The organism is Gluconobacter sp. GP1 (assembly GCF_032913585.1).
GTDB classification, from domain to species: Bacteria; Pseudomonadota; Alphaproteobacteria; order Acetobacterales; family Acetobacteraceae; genus Gluconobacter; species Gluconobacter cerinus.
The window spans coordinates 424,575-450,364 of sequence record NZ_JASGXC010000002.1; the positions used below are offsets into that span (position 1 = coordinate 424,575).

Consider the following 25,790-nt stretch of genomic DNA (forward strand, 5'->3'; position numbering starts at 1 on the left):
TGTTTCTTGAGCAGGTTTTCTAGAGGCCGATATCGGTCCGGAAGATCTTGTCTTCCCATTGAATGGCTGAGGCACCCTCATAGGCAAGGCGGCGTGCCTCTTCCGGGGTGCTTGCTTTAGCACAAACGGTCAGGACGCGCCCGCCATCCGCGACAAGCACTCCATCGACCAGTTTTGTGCCTGCATGAAAAACTGACACGCCCGGAACGGCTTCAGCGCGTTCGATACCTGTGATGCGCCCTCCCTTCTTTGGGGCATCCGGATAGCCATTGGCGGCCAGCACCAGAGAAATGGAAGCCTCATCCGAAAATTCGGCAGCGGCATGTTCAAGATTGCCATCAGCAAGCGCTGCAAGAATGGGGAGCAGGTCGGACTTCAGGCGGATCAACAATGCCTGTGCTTCAGGGTCCCCGAACCGGACGTTATATTCAATCAGTTTCGGACCTTCGCTGGTCAGCATCAGCCCTGCAAAGATCACACCGCGGAAAGGTGTTCCTCGGTGAACCATTTCTGCCAGCATGGGGCGAACGCTGAGATCAAGGGCTTTTTCCTGAGCTGCTCGGTCAAAAGCTGGCGGCGGAGAAATAGCGCCCATGCCGCCCGTATTGGGGCCTGTATCGCCGTTTCCGAGGCGTTTGTGGTCTCGTGCGGCACCGATCAGAACCGCTTTTTCGTCAGAGCAGAATGCGAAAAGGGAGACCTCTTCGCCCACAAGGCATTCTTCAATCACAAGAGGCATGCCCAGCTTGCGAATGGCATCCTCTGCCTCGTCCACGCTCAGCGCTACGACGACGCCTTTACCAGCGGCCAGTCCATCTGCTTTCACCACGATCGGTGCGCCGCGTCGGCGCACAAATTCAAGGGCAGGAGCTTCTTCTTCAAAGCGCTCCCATTTTGCAGTTGGAATGGCTGCGGCGTCTGCCACTTCTTTGGTGAAGGCTTTGCTACCCTCCAGCAGAGCTGCCGCCCTGGTCGGGCCAGCACATGGAATGCCAGCGTCCGCACAGGCATCAGCAAGGCCTGCGACCAAAGGGGCTTCAGGTCCGGGGACGATCAGATCAATTTTCTGCTCTTTTGCGAAGGCGACAAGACCGGCGACGTCATCAACCTTGAGGGGAACCAAGGTAGCCAAAGACGTCATGCCGGGATTGCCAGGCGCCGCATAAAGGGCCGTAAGACTGGGCGAGCGCGCCAGACATGTTGCCAGGGCGTGTTCGCGCCCTCCGGAACCGACCAGCAAAACGCGCATTCCGCTCTCCCTTTTTCATCTGCGGGTCCCTGAGATCAGGGCTTCGTCTGATGGCGTGCGTAGCATAGACTGGCGCCATGATGGAGAGTGATGCCGCGTCTGCACGCGGGAATGTGCCGCAATATTCAGTTTCCGAGATTTCCGGAGCCATCAAGCGCACGCTTGAGACCGGATTCGGGCGTGTTCGTGTGCGTGGTGAGGTGACGGAACTCAAGCGTTACCCGTCCGGGCATATTTATCTGTCGCTGAAGGACGAGGGCGGAAAGATCTCCGGCGTCATCTGGCGTGGAACGGTGTCGCGCCTGGGTATGGCGCCCGAGAACGGCAATGAAGTCATCGCGACGGGAAAGGTCTCGTCCTACGGCGAGCGCTCCAGCTATCAGCTCATCATTGATCGGATGGAATTCGCAGGCGAGGGAGCTCTGCTCGCCAATATTGAGCGCCTGCGTCGCAAACTGCTTGATGAGGGACTGTTCGAAGCCGATCGCAAAAAAACCATCCCGTTTCTGCCATCGCTGGTCGGTGTTGTGACGTCACGGTCCGGGGCGGTTCTTCATGATATTCGTACGACCATCGAGCGTCGCTTTCCCCGGGATGTGTTGTTGTGGCCTGTTGCCGTGCAGGGAGAGGGGGCTGCGGCCCAGATCGCTGCGGCCATTGACGGTATGGCACACAGGGCTCGTCGCCCGGATGTTCTGATTGTGGCCCGTGGTGGTGGCTCTCTTGAAGATCTTATGGCCTTCAATGATGAGCGTGTTTTACGTGCCGTTGCAGCCTGTCCCATCCCGGTTATTTCGGCTGTCGGACACGAGACAGACACGACATTGATAGATCTTGTCTCAGACCGTCGTGCACCCACACCAACGGCTGCGGCAGAAATGGCCGTGCCCTTGCGCTCTGAACTGGTCGCGGATCTGGCACATCGGACGGCCCGTCTCGCAGGTGGTTTGAGCCGCATCATGCAGACATCCCGGGCAAGGCTGGAGCAGGCTACATCGCGACTGCCAGATCTGCCGTCTCTTCTTGAGACTGCCCGCATGCGTTTGGATGACCGGAGCCAGCGCCTTGATCTTGCTCTTCCAGCCTTTGTCATGCGCGCAAGAAGCCGTCTGGATGCTCCGGTACGGCAACTGCCGTCGCCGGAACTGATTGTCAGCCGGGCGAGGGCCGCCCTGACGGCGCCCTCAAAGCAGCTTCCGTCACCGCGTTTAATGATCGAACGGCGACAGAGCGCTCTTCGTGCGTCAGAGACCGCTCTTGTCACGGCATGGCAGCGCGCATCCCAACGGTTTCACCTTCGGGTAGAACGACAGAGACTGTCTCCTGAGACTCTCAATAGCGCTATCAGGCTTCAGAAAGCGCGTCTTGATGGGTTGGGAAGTCATCTGGAAGCGGTCTCCCCAAGGGCGATCCTCAGTCGAGGATATGTGCTCGTCCACGATAGCAAGGGGCGTCCCGTGACCCATTCGGACGCGGAACCTTTGAACGGACGTGTGGTTCTGTCTTTCGCTGACGGCCAACGTGGGGCAAAACTCGATACCCTTCTTACATCCCAGGCCGATCTGGGTCTTTAATGGTGAAGTGTCCGGGCGTGGCCCGGTTTGTGATCCGGAGTTCACATGCGTTCGTTCTGGTTGAGCCTTGTTGTCCTGCCTCTTCTGGCAGCTTGTGCGGAGCAGCCTTCCGCCCCATCTTCCAGCGCGGCCGTGCAGGCTCCCGCCCAGAAGATTCCTCCGCAGGATTTTGCTCCGGGATTAGCCGAAGAAGCTCCGGCAGACGGTCATAAGGTGCTTCTGAATGACCCGTCTGCGGCGTCAAATACGCCGCTTTGCGGGACAGCGCAGCGTGAAGCCAATCTGGCAGGATCAGCGCTTTATGCGCAGGGTTTGGCCACCACAACGTCGTCTTGCCCGCAGAATGCGTGTTTTGAACCTTTGACGGGAACGTTCATTGCGGCAAACGGCAACAAGAGCGTCTGCCGGTAAAAATTTCCGGGCAGATTGAGCTGGCGCATTTCCCTATCATCTTCAGTGCTTTAAAGTGGATCTCACGAAAGAGTGAGGTTTAATATGACTGATGAGCTGAAATGTCCCAAATGTGGGTCGGAGCATGTTTATCCGGATGGGACCCTGTGGGTCTGTCCGGACTGCGGCAATGAATGGAACCCGGAAGAGGGCGGTCAGGCCGACGCTGGCAACGCATCTGCGGAAATTAAAGATGCCAATGGCAATGTTCTTGTAGATGGTGACAGCGTTACGGTTGTGAAGGACCTGAAGGTCAAAGGATCTTCGCTGGTTGTGAAAAGCGGCACCAAGGTCAAGAACATTCGTCTTGTTGATGCGACGGACGGGCATAATATTGCCTGTAAGATCGCGGGAATTGGCGCAATGAACCTGAAGTCTGAATTCGTAAAAAAATCCTAACGGGTTACGCCATTTAGTTACATCGTGTGTGCTTTCATCAGCCTTCGTGAGGTCTCTTTGCGAAGGCTGATGCCGTTCTGGGGGCATGCCTTTCGATGATACAGGAGATGCAGGCATGTATGTCATTCTTGGCGGGACGGGCCATGTCGGCCGCGCTGTTGCACAAACTGTTCTGGCGGCTGGGCATGATGTCACGGTAGTAACCCGGCAGGTGGTTGCGGCCTCTGAACAACGCCATGACGGCGTAGATTATGCGGCAGTAGATGTGAACGACACCGATACTCTGAGGACGCTTTTTCAGAGGGCGCAACGCGTGTTCGTTCTCAATCCCCCTGCGGCAGTGTCTGGCAATACGGATGTGGAAGAACGCAAGACTGTGTGCTCCATTTTGAAAGCATTGCGGGGCGTTGCTCTGGAAAAGGTCGTCGTGCAATCCACCTATGGCGTGCAGCCTGGTGAGCACTGTGGCGATCTCGGCGTTTTGTATGAGCTGGAACAGGGTGCGCAGGCCCTGAACGTTCCGGTGTGTATTGTCCGCGCGGCCTATTACATGAGCAACTGGGCAGACGCGATAAGCGCTGCAAAAGCAACAGGAGTGCTACAGACACTTCTGCCGCCGACACAGGCGTTTCCCATGGTTGCGCCAGAAGATGTTGGAAGCCTGGCAGGTCAGTTACTGATATCTGACGTCGAAGAGACGGGTATCCACAATATTGAGGGGCCGGAAAGCTACACGTCTTCAGATGTTGCTGCTGTCCTTTCCAGACTGGTAGGACGCGCCGTCCAAGTGCAGGTCATTCCCCAGGAGAGGTGGTATGAGGCCTATCGCGGAAATGGTTTCTCGAAAGAGGCCGCGAAGTCTTATGCGAACATGACCGGGCTCTTTGTTCATCAACATTATGATCGTCCTGCAGCCCTCGTGCGGGGCTCCACAAGCCTTGAAGCTTGTCTGAAGCGTTACGCATGAACCGGGCATAAAAAAAGCCGACCGGGAAATATCCGGTCGGCTTTTTGTTGGGGTGAGAAGCGGGTGTTACCGCTTCCACCAGCCCATGCGACGCGTCACCGGTGGCAACTCGTCAATGTTGATGGGCTGTAGTGTGTTTCCATCATCCGCTGCGTCGTCGGCTTTGACAGCCTTGGTTGCGCGACGGGCGCGAGCACGCTTCGGCTTGGCGGTTGCCTCTTCCTCAGCGACAGGAGCTGAGGCCTCCGAAGCCATTGCTTCCACAACAACGTCGTCTGCCTTGGCTTCTGTAGCCTTGGTCGTGCGACGGGTGCGTGGGCGCTTTGGCTTTGCCGGAGCTTCCTCTTCCGTCGGAGCAGCCACGACGACTTCTTCTGCCGCTACCGGTACTGCTTCAGCCTTCAGAGCCTTGGTGCTGCGGCGGCCTCTGGTGCGCTTTGGCTTTTCCTGTTCTGCAGCAATCGGCTCGGCAATGATCTCGGCAACGTCAACTACCGGAGCGCTTTCGACAGAAAGGCGGGCAGGGGTTGCTGTAGATGTCTGAAGCGGGCGGGAAGCCTGCTCCATTTCAGCCTGTTCGATCACATCGAAAATATCGAAGCTTCCACCGAACGGATCAGCCGGCGTCGGGCCTGCATATCCCCGCGAAACAGGCTGGCGTTCTTCCCGGCGGCGCTGGGAAGGCTGCTGCACCGGAGCGTGGCGTGCTGGCTTAGGTGCTTCTTCCTGGACGGACACCTTTTCCTGCACCGGGGCTTCTGCTGCGACTTCGTCTTCCTTCTGAACACGCTTGAAGCGCGTCCGACGACGACCCGGGATAAGACCGACTTCTTCGGTTTCATCGTCAGACCGGTGGACGGAAGGCTGTTCGCCATTTGGTTCGGCAGCATTGCCCTGAACAGTCTCGTTCTCGCCGTTCTGATCACGACGACCACGACGACGACGACGGCGACGGCGACGGTTACCGTTGTTGCCCTCTTCCTCGTCACCCGTGTTGACTTCGACGTCTTCACTCCGGGCAGGCAGCTCAGCCCGTGCTTCAACCGCGGCTGCCTGAGGAACGACAGGTGCCTCGTCCTCAATGATTTCGATCGTGCGGACGTTGTGAGGCGCAGCAATCTGAGCCGGTACTGGCTCTGGTGCCGGTGCAGCCGTCTGCGGACGGATACGCTCGATACGCATGTCTGCTGCCGGCAGATCTTCTTCCGTGCGGAAGATTACGCGCATGCGGTGACGCTGCTCAATGTCAGACAGCCAGTCGCGCTTGTTGTTCAGAATGTAGAGGGCAATGTCCGATCCGATGTGAACATCGATTTCGGCGGCACGCTGGCGGGTGCCTTCTTCATCGATGGCACGCAGCACATGAAGAGCGGAGCTTTCCGTACCGCGAATGAAGCCAGTGCCCTGACAGTGCGGGCAAGGCGTCAGCAGTGATTCAGCGATGGACGGACGCAGACGTTGGCGGGACATTTCGAGCAGGCCGAAATGAGAGATATGTCCGACCTGAATGCGCGCGCGATCAGTACGCAGGGATTCCTTAAGGCGCTTCTCGACCTGAGCGTTATGGCGACGGCTTTCCATGTCGATAAAGTCAATGACGACAAGGCCGGCCAGATCACGCAGGCGCAGCTGGCGCGCAACTTCTTCAGCAGCTTCAAGGTTCGTGCGGAGTGCCGTTTCCTCAATGTTGCGCTGGGACGTGGATTTGCCGGAGTTCACGTCGATGGCGACAAGCGCTTCTGTCTGGTTGATGACCAGATAGCCACCAGACTTCAGGCGTGCGGTCGGGGAGAACATCGCATCCAGATGCCCTTCGACGTTGTAACGCGCGAAGAGGCTCTGCCCACGGTTCTGCCAGAGCTTCACCTTGCCAGCGTTGTGCGGCATCAGCAGGCGCATGAACTCACGCGCACTTCTCCACGCAGATTCACCGTCGACCATGATGTCTTCGATGTCTTTGGAGAAGAGGTCGCGAATGGCGCGCTTGATGAGGCTCGCTTCCTCGTAAACTAGTGTTGGGGCAACGGAAGACAGGGCGTGTGAGCGAATGTCATCCCAGAGCTGAAGCAGGTATTCACAGTCGCGGATGATTTCCGGTCCTGGACGTCCTGCACCTGCTGTCCGGACGATCATGGCCATCGTCTTGGGTAGGTTCAGCTCTGCAATGATATCGCGCAGACGGCGGCGGTCCGTGTCAGACGTAATCTTGCGGGAGACACCACCGCCACGCAGGGCGTTCGGCATCAGGACGCAATAACGGCCAGCGAGAGAGACGTAGGTGGTGAGGGCCGCGCCCTTGTTGCCACGCTCTTCCTTCACGACCTGAACGAGCAGGACCTGACGGCGGCGAATGACTTCCTGAATCTTGTAGTTGCGCAGGAAACGGGCTGTACGACGCGAAGCCGCGCTTTCCTCACCCGTGTCATGCTCGCCACCGACGGTCTCCGGTGCGCGACGATCCTGGTTGTCGTTCTCGTCCGTTTCTTCAGAAGCAGGCTCTTCCTCACTGTCCGGCAGTTCGGCGCGCTGTTCAGACGCAACCTCTTCTTCCTGGATGGCCAGAAGCTTCTCGCGATCTGCAACGGGGATCTGGAAGTAATCCGGGTGAATTTCGCTGAAGGCGAGGAAGCCGTGACGGTTTCCGCCGTATTCTACGAAAGCGGCCTGAAGGCTCGGCTCAACACGGATGACTTTGGCAAGGTAGATGTTGCCCTTGAGCTGTTTCTTGGACGATGTCTCGACGTCGTAATCTTCAACGCGGTCACCGTCCATGACCACAACACGCGTTTCTTCCGCGTGTGTGGTGTCGATAAGCATACGCTTGGTCATGGAAAACTGAACTCCACGATGCTCCAGTGTGGCGCTTTGGGCCAGAGGGAACACCTGATTGTACGGGGTGGAGGGGGCGGATCAGCCGGAATGCCAGACCGCGGGACGCATCTGGTCCCGTTTCGGTTAGGCTCCTGGCTGTGATCACGTCGCGTGACATTCGACCCCTGACAGACGTCCGGCCCGTGGTCTGGTACCGGATGAAAACGCACTCCGGTCAGGTTGTGAGCCTGTGCCGGACTGAACTAATCCTGCCGGAGCAGCCCGATCAGGACATGGCGCAGAAAATGTCCGGCACATGTCAAACGATGGGGCGTCGCGGCTCGGACGATCGAGGCGGGAGCGTTGTGGGAAAAGGATAAAAGCCCACAAACGATCGGACCGCTCTCTTCAGGTCCTTGACGCACAGGATGACTTAAAGAAGGGCCGCTGGCAAGCAGGGCTTTTTCCGGCTCTCCAAAAGGTGCTTTGCCTTGTTTCAGACATTGTCCTGTGTCTGTTATGATTGAAGGTCCAGATGATCGAAAAGACGCAGGGTAAACGGATGCTGACGCGACGCATGGTAATGGAAGGTCTTGCCTGCCTCTCCACGGTGGCTCCCCTGGGTGCCATCGCCCGGACTAAGCACCCGACATCTCATTCCCCATCCGCCAAACCACTTCAGGCACCTGCTGTTCACCGAAGTGCGCCGCCGCCCAAACCGCTGGTCATGCTGGACCCCGGACACGGCGGGAAAGATCCTGGCGCAATCGGTATTTCCGGTACGTATGAGAAACATATTGCCGAAGCTGCGGCGACAGAACTGCGGCGCCAGCTTCTGGCGTCCGGACAGTACCGCGTGGCTATGACCCGTTCAGAGGACCATTTCATTCCCCTGGAAGGGCGCGTGGAAATGGCCCAGCAACACCAGGCACATCTCTTTATCTCTATGCACGCCGATGCACTGCATGATCGTGATGTTCGCGGGGCGAGTGTCTATACGCTTTCCAGCGGAGCGTCGGATGCTCAGACAGCGGCTCTGGCTCAGCGGGAGAATAGTGCAGATCGATTTGGCGGCCCTGCATTCCATGGCATGTCTCCCGACGTCCAGCAGATCCTTTCCAGCCTGGTTTCTGAAGAAACGCGGCGTGGGTCTGCGCACATGGCATCAAGTGTTGTAGGGGCATTTCGTAGTCGCATAGGACTGCTGACGCATCCGTCACGTCATGCGGCTTTTGTGGTGTTGAAGTCCGCAGAAATACCGTCAGTTCTGGTGGAGATGGGTTTCATGTCCAACCGGCTGGATGAGGCTGCGTTACGGCAGGCTGTACATCGCACGCAGGTTGCCAGCGCCATGAAAACTGCGGTTGATCGGTACTTTTCAACTCGTCCCGGTGTGATGACTGGTTGACCTTAAAAGAACGCAGGACAGAGTTTTTAGTCATGTGGGTTGCGCATGACGAAAGAATCGGACATTTTCCGTGCCCATGACATTTCTTTCGATCCTCTCGCTTCGACTTATCGGCCCCTGAACGCCACATCAAGGCGGGCAGCGTTCCGTTGCGTTCAGGGGATGACAGACCAGAAAATTTCCTGACCAGCGAGATGATCAAGACATGACTTTCCAACACCCGTCCTTCGGTACAATTTCCGACGACCGCGTTATCATTTTCGATACGACGCTCCGTGACGGTGAACAGTCCCCCGGTTTCTCCATGAACCTCGAAGAGAAGCTCCGCATGGCTCATGCGTTGAGCGCTCTGGGCGTGGACGTTATTGAGGCAGGCTTTCCGGTCGCATCCAAGGACGACTTCGAGAGCGTGCGCAGCATTGCGGATGAGGTCCGTGGTTCCGTGATCTGCGGTCTGGCCCGTAGTGGTGGGAAGCGGGACATTGAATCCTGCGGTGAAGCCCTGAAGGGCGCTGAACGCTCCCGAATTCATAACTTCATTTCCACATCTCCGCTGCACATGAAGTACAAGCTGCGGATGGAGCCGGAAACGGTTCTGGACATCATTGCGTCTGGCAATCAGAAGGCACGCCAGTACACGGATGACGTGGAATGGTCTGCCGAAGACGGCTCCCGTACGGACCCTGACTTCCTGTGCCGTTGCGTTGAAGTTGCCATCAAGAATGGTGCGAACACCATCAACATTCCTGACACCGTAGGCTTTGCAACGCCCGAAGAAATGCGACGCATTTTTGATATGCTGCGTGAACGTGTGCCGGGTGCGGATCAGGTGATTTTCTCCACCCATAACCACAATGATCTGGGCTTGGGTGTCGCGAATACGCTGGCCGCTGTCGAAGGCGGTGCCCGTCAGATCGAATGCACGATCAATGGCATCGGTGAGCGTGCTGGTAATGCTGCTTTGGAAGAAATCGTCATGGCGCTGCGGACGCGTCATGACCAGTACGGCAAGGTGACAGGCATTGAGACGCCGAAGCTGCTGGGCATGTCCCGGATGCTGGCGACGATCACGGGCTTCGACGTGCAGCCGAACAAGGCCATCGTTGGCCGGAACGCCTTCGCACATGAAAGTGGCATCCATCAGGATGGTGTTCTGAAGAACGCTGCCACTTATGAAATCATGACGCCGGAAAGCGTGGGTTGGAACAAGAGCTCGCTGGTGATGGGCAAGCATTCCGGCCGTGCGGCATTCCGCGACAAGCTGGCTCAGCTTGGCTACCCGCCGCTGGAGGACGAGGCTCTGAACGCTGCTTTTGCCCGGTTCAAGGATCTGGCTGACAGTAAGAAGGTCGTGTTCGATGACGATATCTGCGCACTGGTCGATGATGAGAGCCGCGACCACGAGCGCGTTCATCTGATTTCTCTGGAAGTTGCGTCCGGCACCAAGCAGAAGTCTCAGGTCAAGCTGGAAATCAGCGTTGATGGCGCCATCCAGTATGCGGCTGTCAGTGGAAATGGCCCGGTTGATGCGGCATTCCGTGCCATCGGTGAGGCATTCCCTCATTCAGCCGAACTGGCGCTGTTCTCTGTGGCAAACGTCACGGAAGGAACGGACGCTCAGGCCCGCACCACGGTCCGTTTGCAGGAAAATGGTAAGCTCGTAGACGGTCAGGGTGCTGACGCCGATACGGTTGTGTCTGCTGTTCGTGCTTATATCCATGCCCTGAATAAGCTGCTCACCAAGCGCGAGCGGACTGAGCCTGAAGCACTCTAAGTTTCGAACGAACCATGAGAGATCATCAATAAACTAATTAATATAGTTTATTGATGATCTAGACAAAAATAACACGATTGATATTGTCTCCTTCTGAATTTGGAAGGGGCAGCTATGCCGCATTCGTGGCTTTATACGGCGTCGGGTCTTTTTGTAGGCTTTCTGGTGGGCATGACCGGAGTGGGGGGAGGGTCCCTCATGACGCCGCTGCTGATTCTGCTGTTTGGGGCAAAGCCTCAGTCAGCCGTCGGAACAGACTTGCTTTACGCAGCCGTTACGAAAATTGTTGGCACCGGCCTCAACCGCCATATGGGCGTTGTGAACTGGAAGATTGTTGGCTGGCAAATGGTGGGGAGTCTTCCGGCAGGTCTTCTGTGCCTGATTTTCCTGCACCATGCAGGTATGTCAGATGCTGCCTCGCGTCTGATTCAAGTTGTTCTCGGTGTAGCTCTGCTTCTGACGGCACCGGCAATTTTGCTGAAGCCGAGGCTCAGAACATGGGCTGAAGGGCGTAAGCCTCTGAGCAATACAGCGGAAACCGTTTTAACCGTTTTGCTTGGTATTTTGTTGGGAACGCTGGTGACGCTGTCGTCAGTGGGCGCTGGGGCTGTCGGCATGGCTGCTCTGACGATGCTGTATCCGCGTCTGACAACACGAACACTCGTTGCAACAGATATCGCCCACGCAGTGCCATTGACCCTGATTGCAGGGGGAGGTCACTGGCTGGAGGGGGCGGTTGATACTGCCGTGCTTCTCGCGTTGCTGATGGGATCCATCCCGGGAATTATTTTGGGAACGTTATGTGCGGGCAAATTGCACGAAGACACCCAGCGGTGGGTTCTGGGCATTCTGCTCGCTGTTATTGGTTTCCGGATGATTTAACATCCGGAAACCGTGAAACTCAGTAGCCGTAATTGCTCTGCTGAGGGTAGCCGCCGTTGTTATAGCCCTGCTGCTGAGGGTACGGGTTCTGGCAGTTCGTGTTGGGTGGGCACTGATACTGCTGTTGCTGCTGCGGATAGGTCGGGTACTGACCGTTCTGCTGCTGATACCCCTGAGGGTAGCCACCCTGCTGGGGGTAACCATTCTGGTACCCACCCTGCTGGTAGCTCGGGCGATTAGGGGCGGTAACAGCACCGGTCGTCGCGCCGAGGGCGCCACCGGCAAGTGCACCAATCGCTGCACCGCGACCACCGCCAGCAAGTGCGCCGATGGCTGCGCCTGCACCACCACCCAGGAGACCACCGCCGAGCGCACGGGATCCTGGGTCATAATTTCCCTGGCAACCGCCGAGGGAAAGAACGGTCGCAAAAGCTCCAATCAGGGCCACGCCCCGAACAGCAGAGCGGTCGATAACGGACCTCATGTCACAAATCCTTAGAGTTCATGGTCGCCAAGCCCGGTGTCAGTCTCAGTAACCGTTCCGTGAACGCTGGCTTGGCGTGGTCGCCGCACCAACAGCAGCGCCTGTACCACCACCTGCAAGTGCGCCGATAGCCGCGCCACGTCCACCGCCAGCAAGTGCACCAATAGCTGCACCGGCGCCTGCGCCTACAAGTGCGCCAGAGCCTGCGCGGGCGCCACTGTCGTACGGGCTGCCGCAACCAGCAAGGGCAGCGCCACAAAGAGTCAGGACGGCGATCAGGCGAGGAGTCTTGGTGATGTTCATGTTTTTATGTCCTGTTCTGTTTGGTTTCTCCGAACTCCAGTCATCTTTCAGAAAGGAATGTCGGATAAGACCATGTAGTGGTAACGTGGAGAACGTGACTGAAGGGTGGCAGGATTGAGGCGAGGAAAGATTTTTTTCCATGTCCTGATGTCGCGTGATGAAAAGTTGTTCGTCATGAATGACATTATCCGAACTGTTACCCTTGCTGAACGGCCTTTGCATCGTTAAGTCCACCCGCGGGGAGCCCGCCCCACTTTACGATATATAATCTGTCTGCCGCACAGAGCCGCGCCAGGAGTTTTGGATGTTTTCTCGTCTGCTGGGTCTCATGTCTGCTGACATGGCGATCGACCTCGGCACTGCCAACACGCTCGTTTACGTTAAAGGCCGCGGCATCGTGCTCGATGAGCCGTCTGTGGTTGCCATCGCTGAAGTGCGCGGCAAAAAGCAGGTTCTGGCTGTTGGTAACGAAGCCAAGCAGATGGTCGGGCGTACGCCTGGCAACATCACCGCCATCCGTCCGCTGCGGGACGGCGTCATTGCGGACTTCGAAGTCGCGGAAGAAATGATCAAGCACTTCATTCGTAAAGTGCATAACCGGCGGGCTTTCGCGAGTCCGCAGATCATCATCTGCGTTCCTTCCGGTGCAACGGCTGTTGAACGTCGGGCCATTCAGGAAAGTGCCGAGAGCGCGGGTGCCCGCAAGGTCATGCTGATCGAAGAGCCGATGGCAGCCGCAATCGGTGCAGGCCTTCCGGTCACTGAACCGTCTGGCAGCATGATCGTGGATATCGGTGGCGGGACGACGGAAGTGGCCGTGATCTCGCTCGGTGGCATTGTCTATGCTCGTTCTGCCCGTGTTGGTGGAGACAAGATGGACGAGGCCATCATCTCCTACATCCGGAAGACCTATAATCTTCTCGTGGGTGAAAGCTCTGCCGAGCGTATTAAGATCGAGCTTGGCGCCGCCATGATGCCGGATGATCCATCCAATCCGGATGGTCCCATCACGGAAATCAAAGGCAGGGACCTGATCAACGGCGTGCCGCGTGAAGTGATGGTCAGCCAGGCCCAGATTGCCGAAAGTCTCGCAGAGCCGGTCATGCAGATCGTGGATGCCGTGACGACAGCACTGGAAAATACGCCACCTGAACTGGCTGCTGATATCGTGGACAAGGGGATTGTCCTTTCCGGTGGTGGTGCGCTCCTGTACCGCCTCGATGAGGTTCTACGTCTCTACACGGGGCTTCCTGTGACCGTGGCTGAGAATGCGCTGTCGTGTGTGGCGCTGGGAACGGGGCGTGCGCTCGAAGAAATGCGCCGTCTGCGCAGTGTTCTGAGCAGCATGTACTGAACCAGGACACAGTTCAGTGTTCTCCATCCACACTCGGCAGGTGTTCGCACGAGCAACTCTGCCGATCCTGATCCTCTTCGCAGTGGCACTGGTCCTGCTTGGGCTGGTTCGGCGGCCAGTAGTGGATGGGGCACGTCTGCAGGCCACCGATATTCTGGCGCCTGCTTATCAGGCGCTTGTTCTGCCCCAGGCCAAACTGCGGGACTGGCTTGTGGATCTACGGGGTGCGACGGATCTTGCACGGGAGAATTCCCGTCTACGAGACGAGAACCGTGCTCTGCGTCACTGGTATGATGTGGCTGTGGCTCTGGCAGCCGAAAATGGCCGCCTGAAGAATAGCCTTCACTGGATTCCGGAAAGTATCCCCCAGTATGTGACCGGCCGCGTTACGCGTGATGATGGTGGGCCTTACTCACGCGCTGTTCTGTTGGACGTTGGCAGCGGGCATCAGGTTCATATGGGCGATGTGGCGTTGGATTCGTCTGGGCTGTTAGGGCGTGTCACAGAGGTTGGACCTCACACCGTTCGTGTTCTGCTCATCAATGATGATGCCAGCCGAATTCCTGTCACGCTGGCGGCATCTCATGGAGATGCCATTATGGCCGGGGATGACACAGATACACCCCGACTGATTTATTACCCGCAGGACCACCATCCCATTGAAGGGGAACGTGTGGAGACGCGCGGGCAGAGCGCAATGCCTGCAGGCCTTCCGATTGGAACGGTTCATTACCTCGCTCCCAACCGGCCGGTTGTAATGCCGGACGCTGACTTGCGCCGTCTGGATATCGTGCGCGTCTTTGACTACGGTGACGATGGCGGCCAAGCCCCTGATGCGCCAGGGCGCGTCAAGATCCGGCGTCCTCCTTCAGAACCTGCGTTGCCGGGCGGATTGTCGTTTCCCAAATTGCCGGGAATGTCTGAACCTTTGGGGAAGGGAGGGCAATAATCGGATGGTTGCCGAAAACTCTACCCCCCATTTGCATTCTGCTGTTGAGCCAAAACAGACACTGCGCCGCCGGTTGGACATGTTTGTTCGTGCAGCCATGCCGTCGCTGTTCATCATTCTGGTTGCGGTTCTGTTGTCTGCGCCTTTTGGAATTCCCGGGCAGGCAGAGCTTCAGTTTGGCATCGCCATGTGTACAGTCTGGTTCTGGGCCTTTAGTCGCCCACGTTCCATGCCGGCCCTGGCCGTCTTTGTGTGCGGCCTCGTTCTGGAACTGTTCAGTTTTGGTCCGCCGGGTGCCATCCTTCTGTCACTGCTCGTGATTTACGGAGTGGCCCATCACTGGCGCTATGGGTTGTCCCGCCTGGGATTCGTAGCCTGCTGGCTGATTTTCAGCTTTCTGGCGGCGCTGGCATCCTTTTTTCAGTGGGCTCTCGTCTGTCTGCATGCATTTGCGCTATTATCGCCCGCACCAGGCCTCTTTCAGGCTGCGCTTACAATCGGTATCTATCCCAGTCTTACTGCGCTGTTTGTCTGGGGCCGCCGCACGTTTGCTAATCCCGATCAGGCCTGACGGCGCATTTTCGCGCTCTCCGCGCAAATCGCCGCTTTCTTTTCCGGACTTGAACGCCTGACCTGATGTTTTCCAGAAAACGCCCTTTTCGGACCCTGCTGCGCTCGCGAAGCCAGGATGCGCCTGTTCGCTCAGGGCGTGGCGTCTTCACGCGCCGTGCCCTCGTGGTGATGGCGGTCCAGGCGGGTGTTCTGGGGGCTTTGGGGCGACGGCTTTATAATATTCAGACCGTTGAGGGCGACCATCTCCGCCAGCTTGCAGAGCGTAACCGCACAAGCAAGCGTCTGCTGGCCCCCGCGCGTGGAACCGTCCATGACCGCTTTGGTGTGGCTCTTGCTGATAACAAGGTTAGCTGGCGCGCACTCCTGATGCCGGAAGAAACGACAGATATCGCCTCTGTCATCGAACGGTTTGCACAGATTGTGCCGCTTGATGAGCATGATCGGGCACGCATTGAGCGCGATCTGAAGCACGTTCATAAATATGTTCCGGTCACGCTCCATGAATTCCTGTCATGGGATGACATGGCGCGGATTGAATTGAATGCCCCCTCATTGCCGGGTGTTCTCGTCGATGTCGGATCCACCCGGCTCTATCCATTTCAGGACCTGACGGCGCATATTGTCGGTTATGTTGCTCCGCCGAATGAAGACGATGTGGCCAAGGACACGACGTTGTCCCTGCCAGGAATGCGCGTGGGGCGCGCTGGCATAGAGCAGACGCAGGAATCGGTTCTTCGTGGAGATCCGGGGTCTGTTGAAATGGAAGTCAACGCGCTGGGGCGTGTGATTGGCGAGATTGACCGTGTGGAAGGCCAGCAGGGAGAGGATGTTCGCCTGACTCTGGATGTCGGCCTCCAGTCAAAGGTTTTAGAGCGGCTGGGTGATCGCGTCGCCAGCTCCGTGGTCATGGACTGCCGGAATGGTGAAGTGCTGGCGATGGTCAGTACCCCGTCTTTCGATCCCTCCCTGTTTGATTCCGGTGTCAGCCATGCGCAGTGGAATGAGTGGGCGAATGACCCGCGGACGCCACTCGTAGACAAGGCTGTTTCCGGGCTGTATCCGCCTGGGTCCACCTTCAAGCCCGCAGTGGCGATGGGCGCCCTTAAGGCTGGTGCCGTGACACCGCAGGACCGCTTCAATTGCCCCGGCTATTTCGACATGGGGGGCGTGCGGTTCCACTGCTGGAACAAATGGGGGCACGGTATGATCAACATGCGTGAAGCCCTCAAATTTTCCTGTGACGTTTATTTTTACGAAGTAGCCCGCCGCTGTGGCATGGACCCGATCAAGGCCGTTGGGAACGCCATGGGGCTGGGTGTGAAACTCGATATTGAGCTACCGCATGTCCGTGCAGGTGTTATCCCGACGCCGGAATGGCGACAGCAGCACGGCTTTCACTGGAATGGCGGTGATACGGTGAATGCGGGTATTGGTCAGGGCTTTGTGCAGGTCACGCCCTTGGCACTTGCAACTTACGTGTCCCGGATTGCTTCAGGTCGCAATGTTCAACCGCATCTGATCCGCGCAACGAATGACCAGATTTCCGGACTGGCTTCTTTGGATGCCGCTCCGGCAGTGGATATCCCGCAGGAACATTTGAATGTTGTTCGTGCTGGTATGTTTGCGGTCGTGAATGAGCAGCGTGGTACGGCCCCGAAAGCCCGTTTGGATCTGCCTGATGTCCAGATGGCGGGTAAAACCGGGTCAGCTCAGGTGCGGCGTGTGTCCCGGGCTTTGCGTGAGTCAGGGCACTTTAATTCCATGAGCTTGCCGTGGGAGTATCGTCCTCATGCGCTGTTCATTTGTTTCGCCCCATATGATGACCCCCGATATGCAGTCTCGGTCGTGGTGGAACACGGCAATGCAGGCGCAGATGAAGCCGCTCCACTGGCCAAGCAGATCATGACAGACACTTTGCTTCGTGATCCATCCAATCAATCCAGGCCTCCCGGACAGACTGTGGCGCAGGCAGAACCGGAGCAAGGGTGAGGGGCGGTGTCATGAATACATTTGGCTTTCTGAAATCTGATAAACGGCTCCTGCGTGCTGAGCCTGATTTCCGCCCTATGGCCCGGCTGCTTCAGGTCAACTGGCTGTATGTACTGCTGGTCTGTTTGCTGGCAGGTGTTGGGTATGTGGCGCTGTATTCGGCCGGTGGCGGATCAGCCAAACCTTTCGCTGGGCCGCAAATGGTTCGGTTCGGTTTTGGATTGGTCATGATGATTGCAGTGGCGCTGGTCAGCCCACGCATTCTGCGCATCATGGCCGTTCCCGTCTATTTGTTGTCCATTCTGCTGCTCGGGCTCGTGCTGCGAATGGGGCATGTGGGTAAGGGGGCCGAACGCTGGATCAATCTGGCAGGAATGCAGTTCCAGCCCTCAGAGTTCGCCAAAATCGGCCTGATCCTGATGCTTGCTACGTGGTTTCACCGCATTGGTAACGAGCGGATGGGGAACCCGCTGCGTCTGATAATGCCTGCCATCTTGACGCTTCTGCCCGTCGTTCTGGTGCTCAAGGAGCCCAATCTCGGGACTGCGACGATTATTGGCGTTATTGGTGCAACGCTGTTTTTCGCTGCAGGCATGCGGCTATGGCAAATCATCCTTCTCGTGGCGCCAATTCCGTTTCTCGGAAAATTCATTTACGGCCATTTGCATGACTATCAGAAGGCCCGGATCGATACCTTCCTGCATCCGGAGCATGATCCTCTGGGGGCCGGCTACAACATCATTCAGTCCAAGATTGCGCTTGGTTCGGGCGGAATGTGGGGGGAGGGATATCTGCATGGCAGCCAGGGGCAGCTGAACTTTCTTCCGGAAAAACAGACAGACTTCATTTTCACCATGATCGGCGAAGAATGGGGTTTTGCAGGGGGCATCGCAGTCATTGGATTGCTGACCACTCTCACACTGGGAGGAATGCTCATTGCCATGCGGAGCCGGAATCAGTTTGGGCGGTTGCTTGGGCTCGGCATTGCCATGGATTTCTTCCTGTATTGTGCCGTCAACCTTTCGATGGTGATGGGTGCTATTCCGGTCGGTGGTGTGCCGCTTCCGCTGATCTCCTATGGCGGTTCCGCCATGCTGACGATGATGTTTGGCTTTGGGCTTCTGATGTCGGCCTGGGTCCATCGCAATGAGCGCGACCCAGGTTTTGAAGACGAAGACGACTGATCTCTTACAATTCTAGAAGAACCTTGGATGAGCTTTTGCGGTCCAGCGAGGCGTCGAAAGCGTCTTTGTACTGAGCGAGCGGAAAGCTGTGGGTGATGAGACCATCCGCAATCCATGGATTATCTGCAAGGATCTTCAGTGCCTCTGCGAACTCTTCATCGAAGCGGAAGGTCCCTCGGTAATCGATTTCGCGCGCAATAATCTGTCCTAAGGGAGCGGGCACGTCGCCCGGTGGGAAAATCCCAACCTGGACGAGAATACCGCCTTTCTGTGTCTTGGCGATTGCAGTCGGGAGGGCAGGTATGACTCCCGTGGCCTCAAAGACGATTTCGTATTCCTGGTTGTGGCTGTCCCGGCCGGTGTTTACTGTGGCTGTTGCCCCCAGTTTGACGGCGATATCCAGTGCAAAGTCTTGCAAATCGGTTGCTACGATCTCCGCGGCCCCAGCCACTTTAAGCCCGGCAATAATCAGGGCGCCAATCGGGCCGGCTCCCTGGACCATGATGCGCTTGCCCTTAACGTCGCCAGCGCGAGAGATGGCATGGAGCGCGACCGAGAAAGGCTCGGCAAGGCTGGCACGTTTCACGTCCAGCCCTGACGCCAGGGGATAAAGCTGGGATGTTTCGACGACCATCTCGCGCCGGAAACCGCCATCCGTATGGGGCAGAAACGCGGCGCTGCCAAAAAAGCGCATGTTTCGGCACAGGTGCTTCGCGCCTCGTTCGCATTCAGGGCAATGTCCACACGGGCGAGCCGGATGGATGGCGACAGCGTCCCCGATCCTGAAACGTGTCTCGTCCGGGCTGACAGCTTCCACAATTCCGGAAACCTCGTGACCAAGAATCATCGGCTCCCGCAGAACGGATGCTCCGGCCCCGCCATGCAGGAAATAATGCATGTCCGACCCGCAGATCCCACCCCAGGCTGGACGTACCATCACCTGGCCCGTCTTGAGCGGTGGGATGGCTACTGTCTCTAAACGCAGATCACCCTTTTCATGAATAACCAGAGCTTCGGTTGTCTGAGGGGCGGAAATGCCGGGCATGGCTGTGCCTCTTTCATCTGAGCAGCGTGAATGACGGTACTCAGACATGGCCGATCTTGTGCGCTAAAGACAGTCACGTTTGGGCGACGCGGGTCGCCTGATTATTCCTTCATACATCCAGAAGGCATCTGCCGACTGTTTGAAGAGTTTCCGCACCTTTTAAGGGGGCAATGCCACACGCCAGAAGGAAGTCAGCAATGCCATTCAGTGTCTCTGGGCAACGTGTCGGATCATCAGGATTACCTTCCGGCACCCAGATGATGGTCTCATAGCGTGCACGGGTCAGCAGCACGCGATAGGTATTGAGGGACCAGAGGGCTTTTTCAGAAGATTTAACGGTCTGCCATGTTGTTCCGCTAAAGCGCCGGGACTGCCACCGTTGTGGATACCCAGTACGAATGAGGTCTCCATCCCAGCAAAGACCGACAAAATCCAGTTCCAGCCCCTGAATGGCAAATTGAGTGGCGACGGTTTCCAGCGCATCGGAGGCCCGAACGTCTTTGTCTGGAACCCAGCGGTTCAAAAACCATTGAGCGACCGCATTGGAGTCCATGTGAGCCAGTTCTGCACCGAGGCCCTCCGCACGCAATCGTTTGGCTTGAGAGCTGGCAATCAGACCGCAGCGATAGGTCAGGCGGGCTCGTTTCCGTAGGGCTTTGCGTAGCTCCGGAAGACTTCGCGTCAGGCGGAATGGAAGACTGGCGTTCTCAGCAATATTGCGCGCGAGAGAGACATTTCCGTCCAGCACAGCATTGACCCATTTGGGTGTTGCAGTGTCCCGAAGGGAGCGAACCGGCACTGTGAGGTGCAGAGAGGGCTCTTTTTGAACCGGCAAGGACGGGGACAAGGTGGTGAGGCCATGTGTAGAACTGACGACATCCGGTGATGCGTGGATCTGCCATTCAGGCCGGCTCGCCAAAGCGTCTCCCCAGCAGGCCATTCCGCCTTCACCGTCATGAATTTCCTGCCCTTGTCCGATAAGGCAGATGATGGCGGCAAATCCGTCATGCCGGTGCATGATGTCGAGGAGATGCGCGGGTTCAGACTGCATCAGACTAACAGGTCGTTGTGCGCTTTTGCGAATAGCCTGATCGGCGTTCCAGGAACGCTGGGCTTCGTCGATGACCATGATCCGTTCTGGCGGGCACTCTGCGGTGCGCCCAACATAGTAATCCCGGAATTTGGTCAGGGACTGAATGGTGGATTCCATGCGCTGTTCTACGGCTGCGCGTTTCTGACCCTGTGCCACGGCGTCACGAGTCAGGGCTTCACGCAGAACGTGGACGAGCGTTGGGTTGCCGGTGAGGAATGTGGCGGAGTTATCGGGCTCTGTCGTGCCGAACGCAGCCTTCAGGCCGCAAAGCGTTTTCCCGGCGCCAGGAATGCCCGAGACAAAAATGATTGTTTTCCGGTGTTGTCTCCGGGCGGTTTCAAGGAGTTCCGTAATACGGTCAGACGTCAGGGTCAGATTGGTCGCGTCTGCTCTCGCTGTGTGAATATCTGCGACGCTGTGCGTGGAATAAATGAGGCGAGCCGCTTCGACGATGCTTGGGACGGGATTGTAGGGTGCCTCTTCCCAGTCCTCCGGTCGCATGGGCGCTACGGAGTGCAATGTCCGGCGCGCGAGATCCGACAAAAGCGCAGTCAGGTTTGTAGCATTGCACTTCAGAACTGGCGTGACGCCAGATCCTAAAAGGAGCAGCGATGTTTGAGCGGGTTGTGCGGCTTCTGTCGCAATCAGAATGGGGATGATCGGGTGATGACGGCTGCCTGCATGAAAGTCCTGAAGGTCCAGCGCGTAACCTTCGGTCTGGGCGAGATCCGCGGCGTCGAATTGAGACGCACCAACCTTGAATTCAAGAACGAAGGTCGCGTCCGGGGAAATGAGGACGGTGTCGATCCGGCCGCCCAGGCGGGGAATTGGGAATTCGAAAAGGATCTGCCAGCCTGCCGTTTGCGGCAGAGCGGTTAGCGTGGTGCGGAGAAGATCAAGTTGGGTGGCCCAGGCACGGAGTTGTTGAGGCTCGCTGGAGAAGCGCCTCCGCCCGGCTTCGTGGGCGAGGCGCTCTCCAATGCGATCCGGGTCCGTATTGAGGAACGTGGCGACTGGGCCGGACCACCACGCTCCCATCAGGTTCAGCCCTCGATCTGACCGAAATCGGCGATCAGGGCTGTGGTCGTGCGGAAGGTCGCCAGAAGCTTCAGACGGTTGGCGCGAATGTCGGCTTCCGGTGCGTTGACGGTAACAGCATCGAAGAAGCGGTCCAGCGTCGGGCGCAACGCTGCAATCGCCTGCATGGCATCGGTGAAACGCTCGTCTTTCAGGGCTGTCTCGATTGCAGGCACAGCGCTGTTCAGGCCGTCTGCCAGAGCGCGTTCTTCGTCCTGCGCGTAGAGAGACGCATCCGGCGTTCCCTTGTGAGGACCGTCCTTTTTGTCTTCGATGCGCAGAATGTTGGCGGCGCGCTTGGCTGCGGCGAGAAGGTTCTTGCCATCTTCCGTCTGGATCATATCAGACAGCGCCGAAGTACGAGCCAGAAGGCGCACAAGATCGCCATCCAGACCTCCTGCCAGGGTGGCAGCTAGAACGTCGTGGCGCTCGCCTTCGCTGCGAAGCTGAACGCGCAGACGGTCTGCCATGAAGTCGGGCAGTTTGGCGAGTTCCCCGCCGGTGCGACCATTTGCCGCCTTGGCAAAGAGGTCCGTCAGGTCCAGGCGCAGGCCGTTGTCACGAATGGTGCGGATCACGCCTAGTGCAGCGCGGCGCAAGCCGTACGGATCGCCCGAGCCGGTTGGTGTCTCGCCAATCGCAAAGAAGCCAGCCAGCAGATCCAGACGGTCCGCAAGGGCTACGGCAACCGAGACAGGCACTTTTGCCGTATCGTCGGACTGGCCGCGCGGCATGTAATGCTCGGCCACAGCCTTCGAAACAGCGTCCCCTTCGCCATCATGTGCTGCGTAATAGCCGCCCATGACGCCCTGAAGTTCCGGGAATTCGCCGACCATGCCGGTCGTCAGATCGGCTTTAGAGAGCAGGCCTGCGCGCTTTGCCTGTTCGATCTGCTCTGCACTCAGGCCCATCGCAGAAGCGACAGTTCCGGCAAGATCGGAAATCCGTTTGGCGCGCTCGCCCTGCGTTCCCAACTTCGCATGGAAGGTCACGGCATCGAGGGCTACCACGCGGTCTGCGAGCTTTGTCTTGCGATCCAGATCCCAAAAATGGCGGGCATCGGCGAAACGGGCACGCAGAACGCGTTCGTTTCCGGCGATCGTCAGCTTGCCGCCATCCTTGAACGGCAGGTTGGCGACGAAGGCGAAGAACGGCGCGGCCTTGCCGTCTGCATTGCGCAGGGCAAAATAGCGCTGATTGATGCGCATCGAGACCTGCATGACTTCGGCGGGCAGGTCCATGAATGCGTCGTCGATGCGGCCCAGAAGCGGAACCGGGTATTCGACCAGACCGGCGACTTCATCGACCAGTCCTTCGTCTTCCACAACCGTAATGCCCTGCTGTTCAGCCAGACGGTGAACACCGGTACGGATCATGTCGCGGCGCTTGTCCGCGTCCACGATAACGGAGCGTGTTTCCAGCTCTTCCAGCCATTGATCTGCCGAACGGACTTCAAATCCGCCGGGCGCTAGAAAGCGATGGCCTTCGGACAGGTTGGAGGATTTCAGGCCGTGAGCATCGTCGCCATCGCGGGCAAGCGAGAAGGGAACGACCTTGCCATCAAGCAGGCAGGTGATGCGACGAAGCGGGCGGACCCATGAGAAGTTCGAGCCTGCACCCCAGCGCATGGACTTGGCCCATGGGAACTTCCACAGAAGGTCCGGCACAGCTTCAGCCACTCGGCTTTCCGCGCTTACCGGATCAAGCTGCTTGTTGAGAACCCAGAAGCCGTTTTCCAGCGTCAGTTCATCAGCCGTCACGCCATGCTTGCGGGTAAAGCCTTCCAGAGCCTTTTCCGGTGCGCCTTCGCGGGGGCCACGCTCGGAGACGGTGCGAGCCGGGATTTCGGCGTCGACGTTTAGGACGGTCGCGATGCGACGAGTGCCGTAAAACGTCTGAACATCGGACGGATTAAGGCCATCAAGAGCCTTGGTCAGAAGGGCACCGAGTTCGCTCGCAGCCTTGGGCTGCATGCCTGCCGGGATTTCCTCGCAGAACAGTTCAAGCAACAGTTCAGCCATTGGACGTCTCCTCCTCGCCAGCAAGCCACGCTTCACAGGAGGCTTTCGCCAGCGTTCGGACGCGTCCGATATAGGATGCGCGTTCAGAGACGGAAATCACGCCGCGGGCATCCAGAAGATTGAAATAATGGGAAGCCTTCAGGCACTGGTCGAACGCCGGCTGTGCGACGCCAGCTTCTGCCAGACGGATCGACTCTTTTTCCGCATTGTTGAAATGCGTGAGCAGCATCTGCGTATCGGCCAGTTCGAAGTTGTGACGGGAATAGTCACGTTCGGCACGCAGGAACACATCTCCGTACTTGAGGCCCTTGCCGTTGAAATCCAGGTCGTAAACGTTCTCAACGCCCTGAACATACATGGCCAGCCGTTCCAGACCATAAGTCAGTTCGGTGGAAGGCATGACGGTCGGGATACCGCCAACCTGCTGGAAATACGTGAACTGCGTGACTTCCATGCCGTCACACCAGACTTCCCAACCCAGCCCCCAGGCGCCGATCGTCGGGTTTTCCCAGTCGTCTTCCACAAATCGGATATCGTGCTTTTCGGGATCAATCCCGATGGCGCGATAGCTCTCCAGAAGCAAGTTCTGGCTCTCTTCCGGGGTTGGCTTCAGCAGCACCTGATACTGGTAATAGTGCTGGAGACGGTTCGGGTTCTGGCCGTAACGACCGTCCGATGGGCGGCGGCAGGGCTGCACATAGGCCGCAGCCCATGGCTGCGAGCCCAGGGCGCGCAGGGTCGTATGAGGGGAGAGCGTTCCGGCTCCGACTTCTGTGTCATAGGGCTGCAAAATGGCGCAGCCTTTCTCAGACCAGAATTGATGAAGGCGCAGGATCAGGTCCTGAAAGCTGAGCGGCCGGGTCGCAGACAATTCAATAGGCTCCGGTTGGCAAAATTGGCGGTTACCTTACAGCCTGAGGTCCATAACCGGAAGTGAGCGGGGTTATTGGACTGCTAGATCGTTGAAAATTCGCTGCCAGCCGTATCAAAAGCCGCTTTACCGCCGCGCTGGCGCTTATTCCGGTTGTTACTTTCAGCACGAAGGCATGTCTTCTGTCTGAGCCGCAAGGGTGGAGAAGGTTGAATACACATCCACAGCCATTTCGTTCAGGGCGAAGCTCCGGCCATCACATGATTCGACGTGCCTTGCTGTCGCCCTGGATGCAGCCGTGCCATCGCTGATGTCCTCGTCAAATGGACGAATCGCTATGACATGGGAATGGCTGGAAAGGCCTGGGTAGCTCAAGCAGGAAACTAAAGATCAGACACTGTGTTTGACTGCATGATATGCAGGTCGTCGTGAGCCTTAAAAGCAGTCAGGTGCGATTTGGTCGCAGGCCTGATGGAGCTGCAGGTCGATCCCTTGTCGATTGAGCGCTGGTGCCTCATATGATGGGGGAGAACGTAACTTCTTCGTCTGGAAGGATCAAAGACGATGAACAACGAAGAACGCGAAGTCATTTCCCGCTTTATCGGCCGTGTTGGCGGTGCGCAGCAGGGAGGTGGCTTCAGCCAGCAGCAGATGCCAGCTCTTCCGCCGATCGACCCTGAGGCTGATCGCTTCATTGCTGATAACTTCCAGAAATATCCGGAAGCCCGTTATCGCGTGACGCAGATGGCGGTTGTGCAGGAAGCAGCGCTTGCTCAGGCGCAGAACCGTATCCGTCAGCTGGAATTTCAGCTTCAGCAGGCGCAACAGCAGCTTCAGCAGGCTCAGCAGAGCCGTCCTTCCGGAAGTGGCGGACTGTTCGGTGGTCTGTTCGGCGGTGGCAATAACAGCCGCCAACAGGCTTCTGCTCCGCCTCCGGGCTGGGGAGCGCAAGGTGGCGCCATGCCTCCGCCAAACTTCCAGCCGCAGCAGCAGTATGGTTATCCGCCAGGATATCAGCCGGGCATGTTCCAGCGCGGTGGATCGGGCTTCCTTGGCTCCGCTCTGACGACGGCTGCGGGTGTGGCTGGCGGCATGATGGCAGCGAACGCGCTTGAAGGTCTGTTCAGCGATCATCACTCCGGTGGCGACGCCGGGGCCTTTGGTGGCGGTGGCGAAACCATCATCAACAACAACTACGGTGATGCTGGCTCCGATCCGTTCGGTGGTGCAGGCACGGATGCTGGCGGCGGCTTCACGGATTCCGATTTTGGCGGCGGCGGAGGAGACTTCGGCGGTGGCGGAGACGGTGGTGGCTTCGACGATATGTTCTAAA

General features: G+C 57.8%; 21 protein-coding genes. 13 read left to right on the forward strand and 8 right to left on the reverse strand.

Annotated features, from left to right (window positions below):
- Positions 1 to 19: 19 nt before the first annotated feature.
- Complete coding sequence (gene purD, locus R5H23_RS06555) at positions 20 to 1,249, reverse strand: phosphoribosylamine--glycine ligase (protein ID WP_317214871.1); 1,230 nt, start codon at positions 1,247 to 1,249, stop codon at positions 20 to 22.
- 77 nt (positions 1,250 to 1,326) lie between these two features.
- On the opposite strand from purD, the gene xseA reads away from it, so the two are divergent.
- The 4 genes from xseA to R5H23_RS06575 all read left to right on the forward strand — a co-directional run bounded on the left by xseA (position 1,327) and on the right by R5H23_RS06575 (position 4,639).
- Positions 1,327 to 2,823, forward strand: coding sequence for an exodeoxyribonuclease VII large subunit (gene xseA / locus R5H23_RS06560; RefSeq protein ID WP_317214872.1), 1,497 nt, complete (start codon positions 1,327 to 1,329; stop codon positions 2,821 to 2,823).
- 45 nt (positions 2,824 to 2,868) lie between these two features.
- Positions 2,869 to 3,234, forward strand: coding sequence for a hypothetical protein (locus R5H23_RS06565; protein ID WP_211496566.1), 366 nt, complete (start codon positions 2,869 to 2,871; stop codon positions 3,232 to 3,234).
- 84 nt (positions 3,235 to 3,318) lie between these two features.
- Positions 3,319 to 3,672 carry a zinc ribbon domain-containing protein YjdM gene (locus R5H23_RS06570; RefSeq protein ID WP_317214873.1) on the forward strand — a complete coding sequence of 118 codons (354 nt, stop codon included), beginning with the start codon at positions 3,319 to 3,321 and terminating at the stop codon, positions 3,670 to 3,672.
- Positions 3,673 to 3,787: 115 nt separating this feature from the next.
- The gene (locus R5H23_RS06575; RefSeq protein ID WP_317215083.1) at positions 3,788 to 4,639 is read left to right on the forward strand and encodes an NmrA family NAD(P)-binding protein; all 852 of its coding nucleotides are present in this window, start codon (positions 3,788 to 3,790) and stop codon (positions 4,637 to 4,639) included.
- Positions 4,640 to 4,705: 66 nt separating this feature from the next.
- On the opposite strand, the gene R5H23_RS06580 is transcribed toward R5H23_RS06575, so the two are convergent.
- Complete coding sequence (locus R5H23_RS06580) at positions 4,706 to 7,468, reverse strand: Rne/Rng family ribonuclease (protein WP_317214874.1); 2,763 nt, start codon at positions 7,466 to 7,468, stop codon at positions 4,706 to 4,708.
- A gap of 544 nt (positions 7,469 to 8,012) precedes the next feature.
- Here R5H23_RS06580 and R5H23_RS06585 point away from each other — a divergent pair.
- From R5H23_RS06585 to R5H23_RS06595, 3 genes are all read left to right on the forward strand, one after another.
- Complete coding sequence (locus R5H23_RS06585) at positions 8,013 to 8,858, forward strand: N-acetylmuramoyl-L-alanine amidase (RefSeq protein WP_317215085.1); 846 nt, start codon at positions 8,013 to 8,015, stop codon at positions 8,856 to 8,858.
- A 205-nt stretch (positions 8,859 to 9,063) separates the two neighbouring features.
- Positions 9,064 to 10,632 (forward strand): 2-isopropylmalate synthase, encoded by a 1,569-nt coding sequence (locus R5H23_RS06590; protein ID WP_046899736.1) that lies wholly within the window; start codon positions 9,064 to 9,066, stop codon positions 10,630 to 10,632.
- A 114-nt stretch (positions 10,633 to 10,746) separates the two neighbouring features.
- Entirely contained in the window at positions 10,747 to 11,514 is a 768-nt protein-coding gene (locus R5H23_RS06595; protein ID WP_211507404.1) for a sulfite exporter TauE/SafE family protein, read from the forward strand.
- A gap of 19 nt (positions 11,515 to 11,533) precedes the next feature.
- On the opposite strand, the gene R5H23_RS06600 is transcribed toward R5H23_RS06595, so the two are convergent.
- Both R5H23_RS06600 and R5H23_RS06605 read right to left on the reverse strand, forming a co-directional pair.
- Positions 11,534 to 11,998, reverse strand: coding sequence for a hypothetical protein (locus R5H23_RS06600; protein ID WP_046899735.1), 465 nt, complete (start codon positions 11,996 to 11,998; stop codon positions 11,534 to 11,536).
- Between the two features lie 45 nt (positions 11,999 to 12,043).
- Positions 12,044 to 12,301 carry a hypothetical protein gene (locus R5H23_RS06605; RefSeq protein ID WP_046899876.1) on the reverse strand — a complete coding sequence of 86 codons (258 nt, stop codon included), beginning with the start codon at positions 12,299 to 12,301 and terminating at the stop codon, positions 12,044 to 12,046.
- 304 nt (positions 12,302 to 12,605) lie between these two features.
- Between R5H23_RS06605 and R5H23_RS06610 the strand changes: the two genes are divergently transcribed.
- The 5 genes from R5H23_RS06610 to rodA all read left to right on the forward strand — a co-directional run bounded on the left by R5H23_RS06610 (position 12,606) and on the right by rodA (position 18,350).
- On the forward strand, positions 12,606 to 13,655 hold the full coding sequence (locus tag R5H23_RS06610) for a rod shape-determining protein (RefSeq protein WP_007283695.1): 1,050 nt from the start codon (positions 12,606 to 12,608) through the stop codon (positions 13,653 to 13,655).
- Between the two features lie 16 nt (positions 13,656 to 13,671).
- A complete protein-coding gene (gene mreC / locus R5H23_RS06615; protein WP_046899734.1) occupies positions 13,672 to 14,604 on the forward strand; it encodes a rod shape-determining protein MreC in 933 nt (310 codons plus the stop codon).
- Positions 14,605 to 14,608: 4 nt separating this feature from the next.
- Positions 14,609 to 15,175, forward strand: a complete 567-nt coding sequence (locus tag R5H23_RS06620; protein ID WP_046899733.1) for a hypothetical protein — start codon at positions 14,609 to 14,611, stop codon at positions 15,173 to 15,175.
- A 65-nt stretch (positions 15,176 to 15,240) separates the two neighbouring features.
- Positions 15,241 to 17,166, forward strand: a complete 1,926-nt coding sequence (gene mrdA / locus R5H23_RS06625; protein WP_099210478.1) for a penicillin-binding protein 2 — start codon at positions 15,241 to 15,243, stop codon at positions 17,164 to 17,166.
- 11 nt (positions 17,167 to 17,177) lie between these two features.
- Positions 17,178 to 18,350, forward strand: coding sequence for a rod shape-determining protein RodA (gene rodA / locus R5H23_RS06630; RefSeq protein WP_203548478.1), 1,173 nt, complete (start codon positions 17,178 to 17,180; stop codon positions 18,348 to 18,350).
- A 4-nt stretch (positions 18,351 to 18,354) separates the two neighbouring features.
- Here rodA and R5H23_RS06635 read toward each other — a convergent pair whose 3' ends face one another.
- From R5H23_RS06635 to R5H23_RS06650, 4 genes are all read right to left on the reverse strand, one after another.
- Complete coding sequence (locus tag R5H23_RS06635) at positions 18,355 to 19,395, reverse strand: L-idonate 5-dehydrogenase (RefSeq protein WP_317214877.1); 1,041 nt, start codon at positions 19,393 to 19,395, stop codon at positions 18,355 to 18,357.
- A gap of 109 nt (positions 19,396 to 19,504) precedes the next feature.
- On the reverse strand, positions 19,505 to 21,526 hold the full coding sequence (locus tag R5H23_RS06640) for a DUF2075 domain-containing protein (RefSeq protein WP_317214878.1): 2,022 nt from the start codon (positions 21,524 to 21,526) through the stop codon (positions 19,505 to 19,507).
- A gap of 5 nt (positions 21,527 to 21,531) precedes the next feature.
- Positions 21,532 to 23,586 (reverse strand): glycine--tRNA ligase subunit beta, encoded by a 2,055-nt coding sequence (gene glyS, locus R5H23_RS06645; RefSeq protein WP_317214879.1) that lies wholly within the window; start codon positions 23,584 to 23,586, stop codon positions 21,532 to 21,534.
- Positions 23,579 to 24,457, reverse strand: a complete 879-nt coding sequence (locus tag R5H23_RS06650) for a glycine--tRNA ligase subunit alpha (RefSeq protein WP_317214880.1) — start codon at positions 24,455 to 24,457, stop codon at positions 23,579 to 23,581. Before R5H23_RS06650 ends, glyS begins: the two co-directional genes overlap by 8 nt.
- 564 nt (positions 24,458 to 25,021) lie before the next feature.
- On the opposite strand from R5H23_RS06650, the gene R5H23_RS06655 reads away from it, so the two are divergent.
- Positions 25,022 to 25,789 (forward strand): DUF2076 domain-containing protein, encoded by a 768-nt coding sequence (locus tag R5H23_RS06655; protein ID WP_317214881.1) that lies wholly within the window; start codon positions 25,022 to 25,024, stop codon positions 25,787 to 25,789.
- The last annotated feature ends 1 nt before the right edge of the window (position 25,790 follow it).

Excerpts from the sequence above, each read along its gene's own strand:
- purD (WP_317214871.1), bottom strand. The coding sequence starts at position 1,249 with ATGCGCGTTTTGCTGGTCGGTTCCGGAGGGCGCGAACACGCCCTGGCA.
- xseA (WP_317214872.1), top strand. The coding sequence starts at position 1,327 with ATGATGGAGAGTGATGCCGCGTCTGCACGCGGGAATGTGCCGCAATAT.
- R5H23_RS06565 (WP_211496566.1), top strand. The coding sequence starts at position 2,869 with ATGCGTTCGTTCTGGTTGAGCCTTGTTGTCCTGCCTCTTCTGGCAGCT.
- R5H23_RS06570 (WP_317214873.1), top strand. The coding sequence starts at position 3,319 with ATGACTGATGAGCTGAAATGTCCCAAATGTGGGTCGGAGCATGTTTAT.
- R5H23_RS06575 (WP_317215083.1), top strand. The coding sequence starts at position 3,788 with ATGTATGTCATTCTTGGCGGGACGGGCCATGTCGGCCGCGCTGTTGCA.
- R5H23_RS06580 (WP_317214874.1), bottom strand. The coding sequence starts at position 7,468 with ATGACCAAGCGTATGCTTATCGACACCACACACGCGGAAGAAACGCGT.
- R5H23_RS06585 (WP_317215085.1), top strand. The coding sequence starts at position 8,013 with ATGCTGACGCGACGCATGGTAATGGAAGGTCTTGCCTGCCTCTCCACG.
- R5H23_RS06590 (WP_046899736.1), top strand. The coding sequence starts at position 9,064 with ATGACTTTCCAACACCCGTCCTTCGGTACAATTTCCGACGACCGCGTT.
- R5H23_RS06595 (WP_211507404.1), top strand. The coding sequence starts at position 10,747 with ATGCCGCATTCGTGGCTTTATACGGCGTCGGGTCTTTTTGTAGGCTTT.
- R5H23_RS06600 (WP_046899735.1), bottom strand. The coding sequence starts at position 11,998 with ATGAGGTCCGTTATCGACCGCTCTGCTGTTCGGGGCGTGGCCCTGATT.
- R5H23_RS06605 (WP_046899876.1), bottom strand. The coding sequence starts at position 12,301 with ATGAACATCACCAAGACTCCTCGCCTGATCGCCGTCCTGACTCTTTGT.
- R5H23_RS06610 (WP_007283695.1), top strand. The coding sequence starts at position 12,606 with ATGTTTTCTCGTCTGCTGGGTCTCATGTCTGCTGACATGGCGATCGAC.
- R5H23_RS06620 (WP_046899733.1), top strand. The coding sequence starts at position 14,609 with ATGGTTGCCGAAAACTCTACCCCCCATTTGCATTCTGCTGTTGAGCCA.
- mrdA (WP_099210478.1), top strand. The coding sequence starts at position 15,241 with ATGTTTTCCAGAAAACGCCCTTTTCGGACCCTGCTGCGCTCGCGAAGC.
- rodA (WP_203548478.1), top strand. The coding sequence starts at position 17,178 with ATGAATACATTTGGCTTTCTGAAATCTGATAAACGGCTCCTGCGTGCT.
- R5H23_RS06635 (WP_317214877.1), bottom strand. The coding sequence starts at position 19,395 with ATGCCCGGCATTTCCGCCCCTCAGACAACCGAAGCTCTGGTTATTCAT.
- R5H23_RS06640 (WP_317214878.1), bottom strand. The coding sequence starts at position 21,526 with ATGGGAGCGTGGTGGTCCGGCCCAGTCGCCACGTTCCTCAATACGGAC.
- glyS (WP_317214879.1), bottom strand. The coding sequence starts at position 23,586 with ATGGCTGAACTGTTGCTTGAACTGTTCTGCGAGGAAATCCCGGCAGGC.
- R5H23_RS06655 (WP_317214881.1), top strand. The coding sequence starts at position 25,022 with ATGAACAACGAAGAACGCGAAGTCATTTCCCGCTTTATCGGCCGTGTT.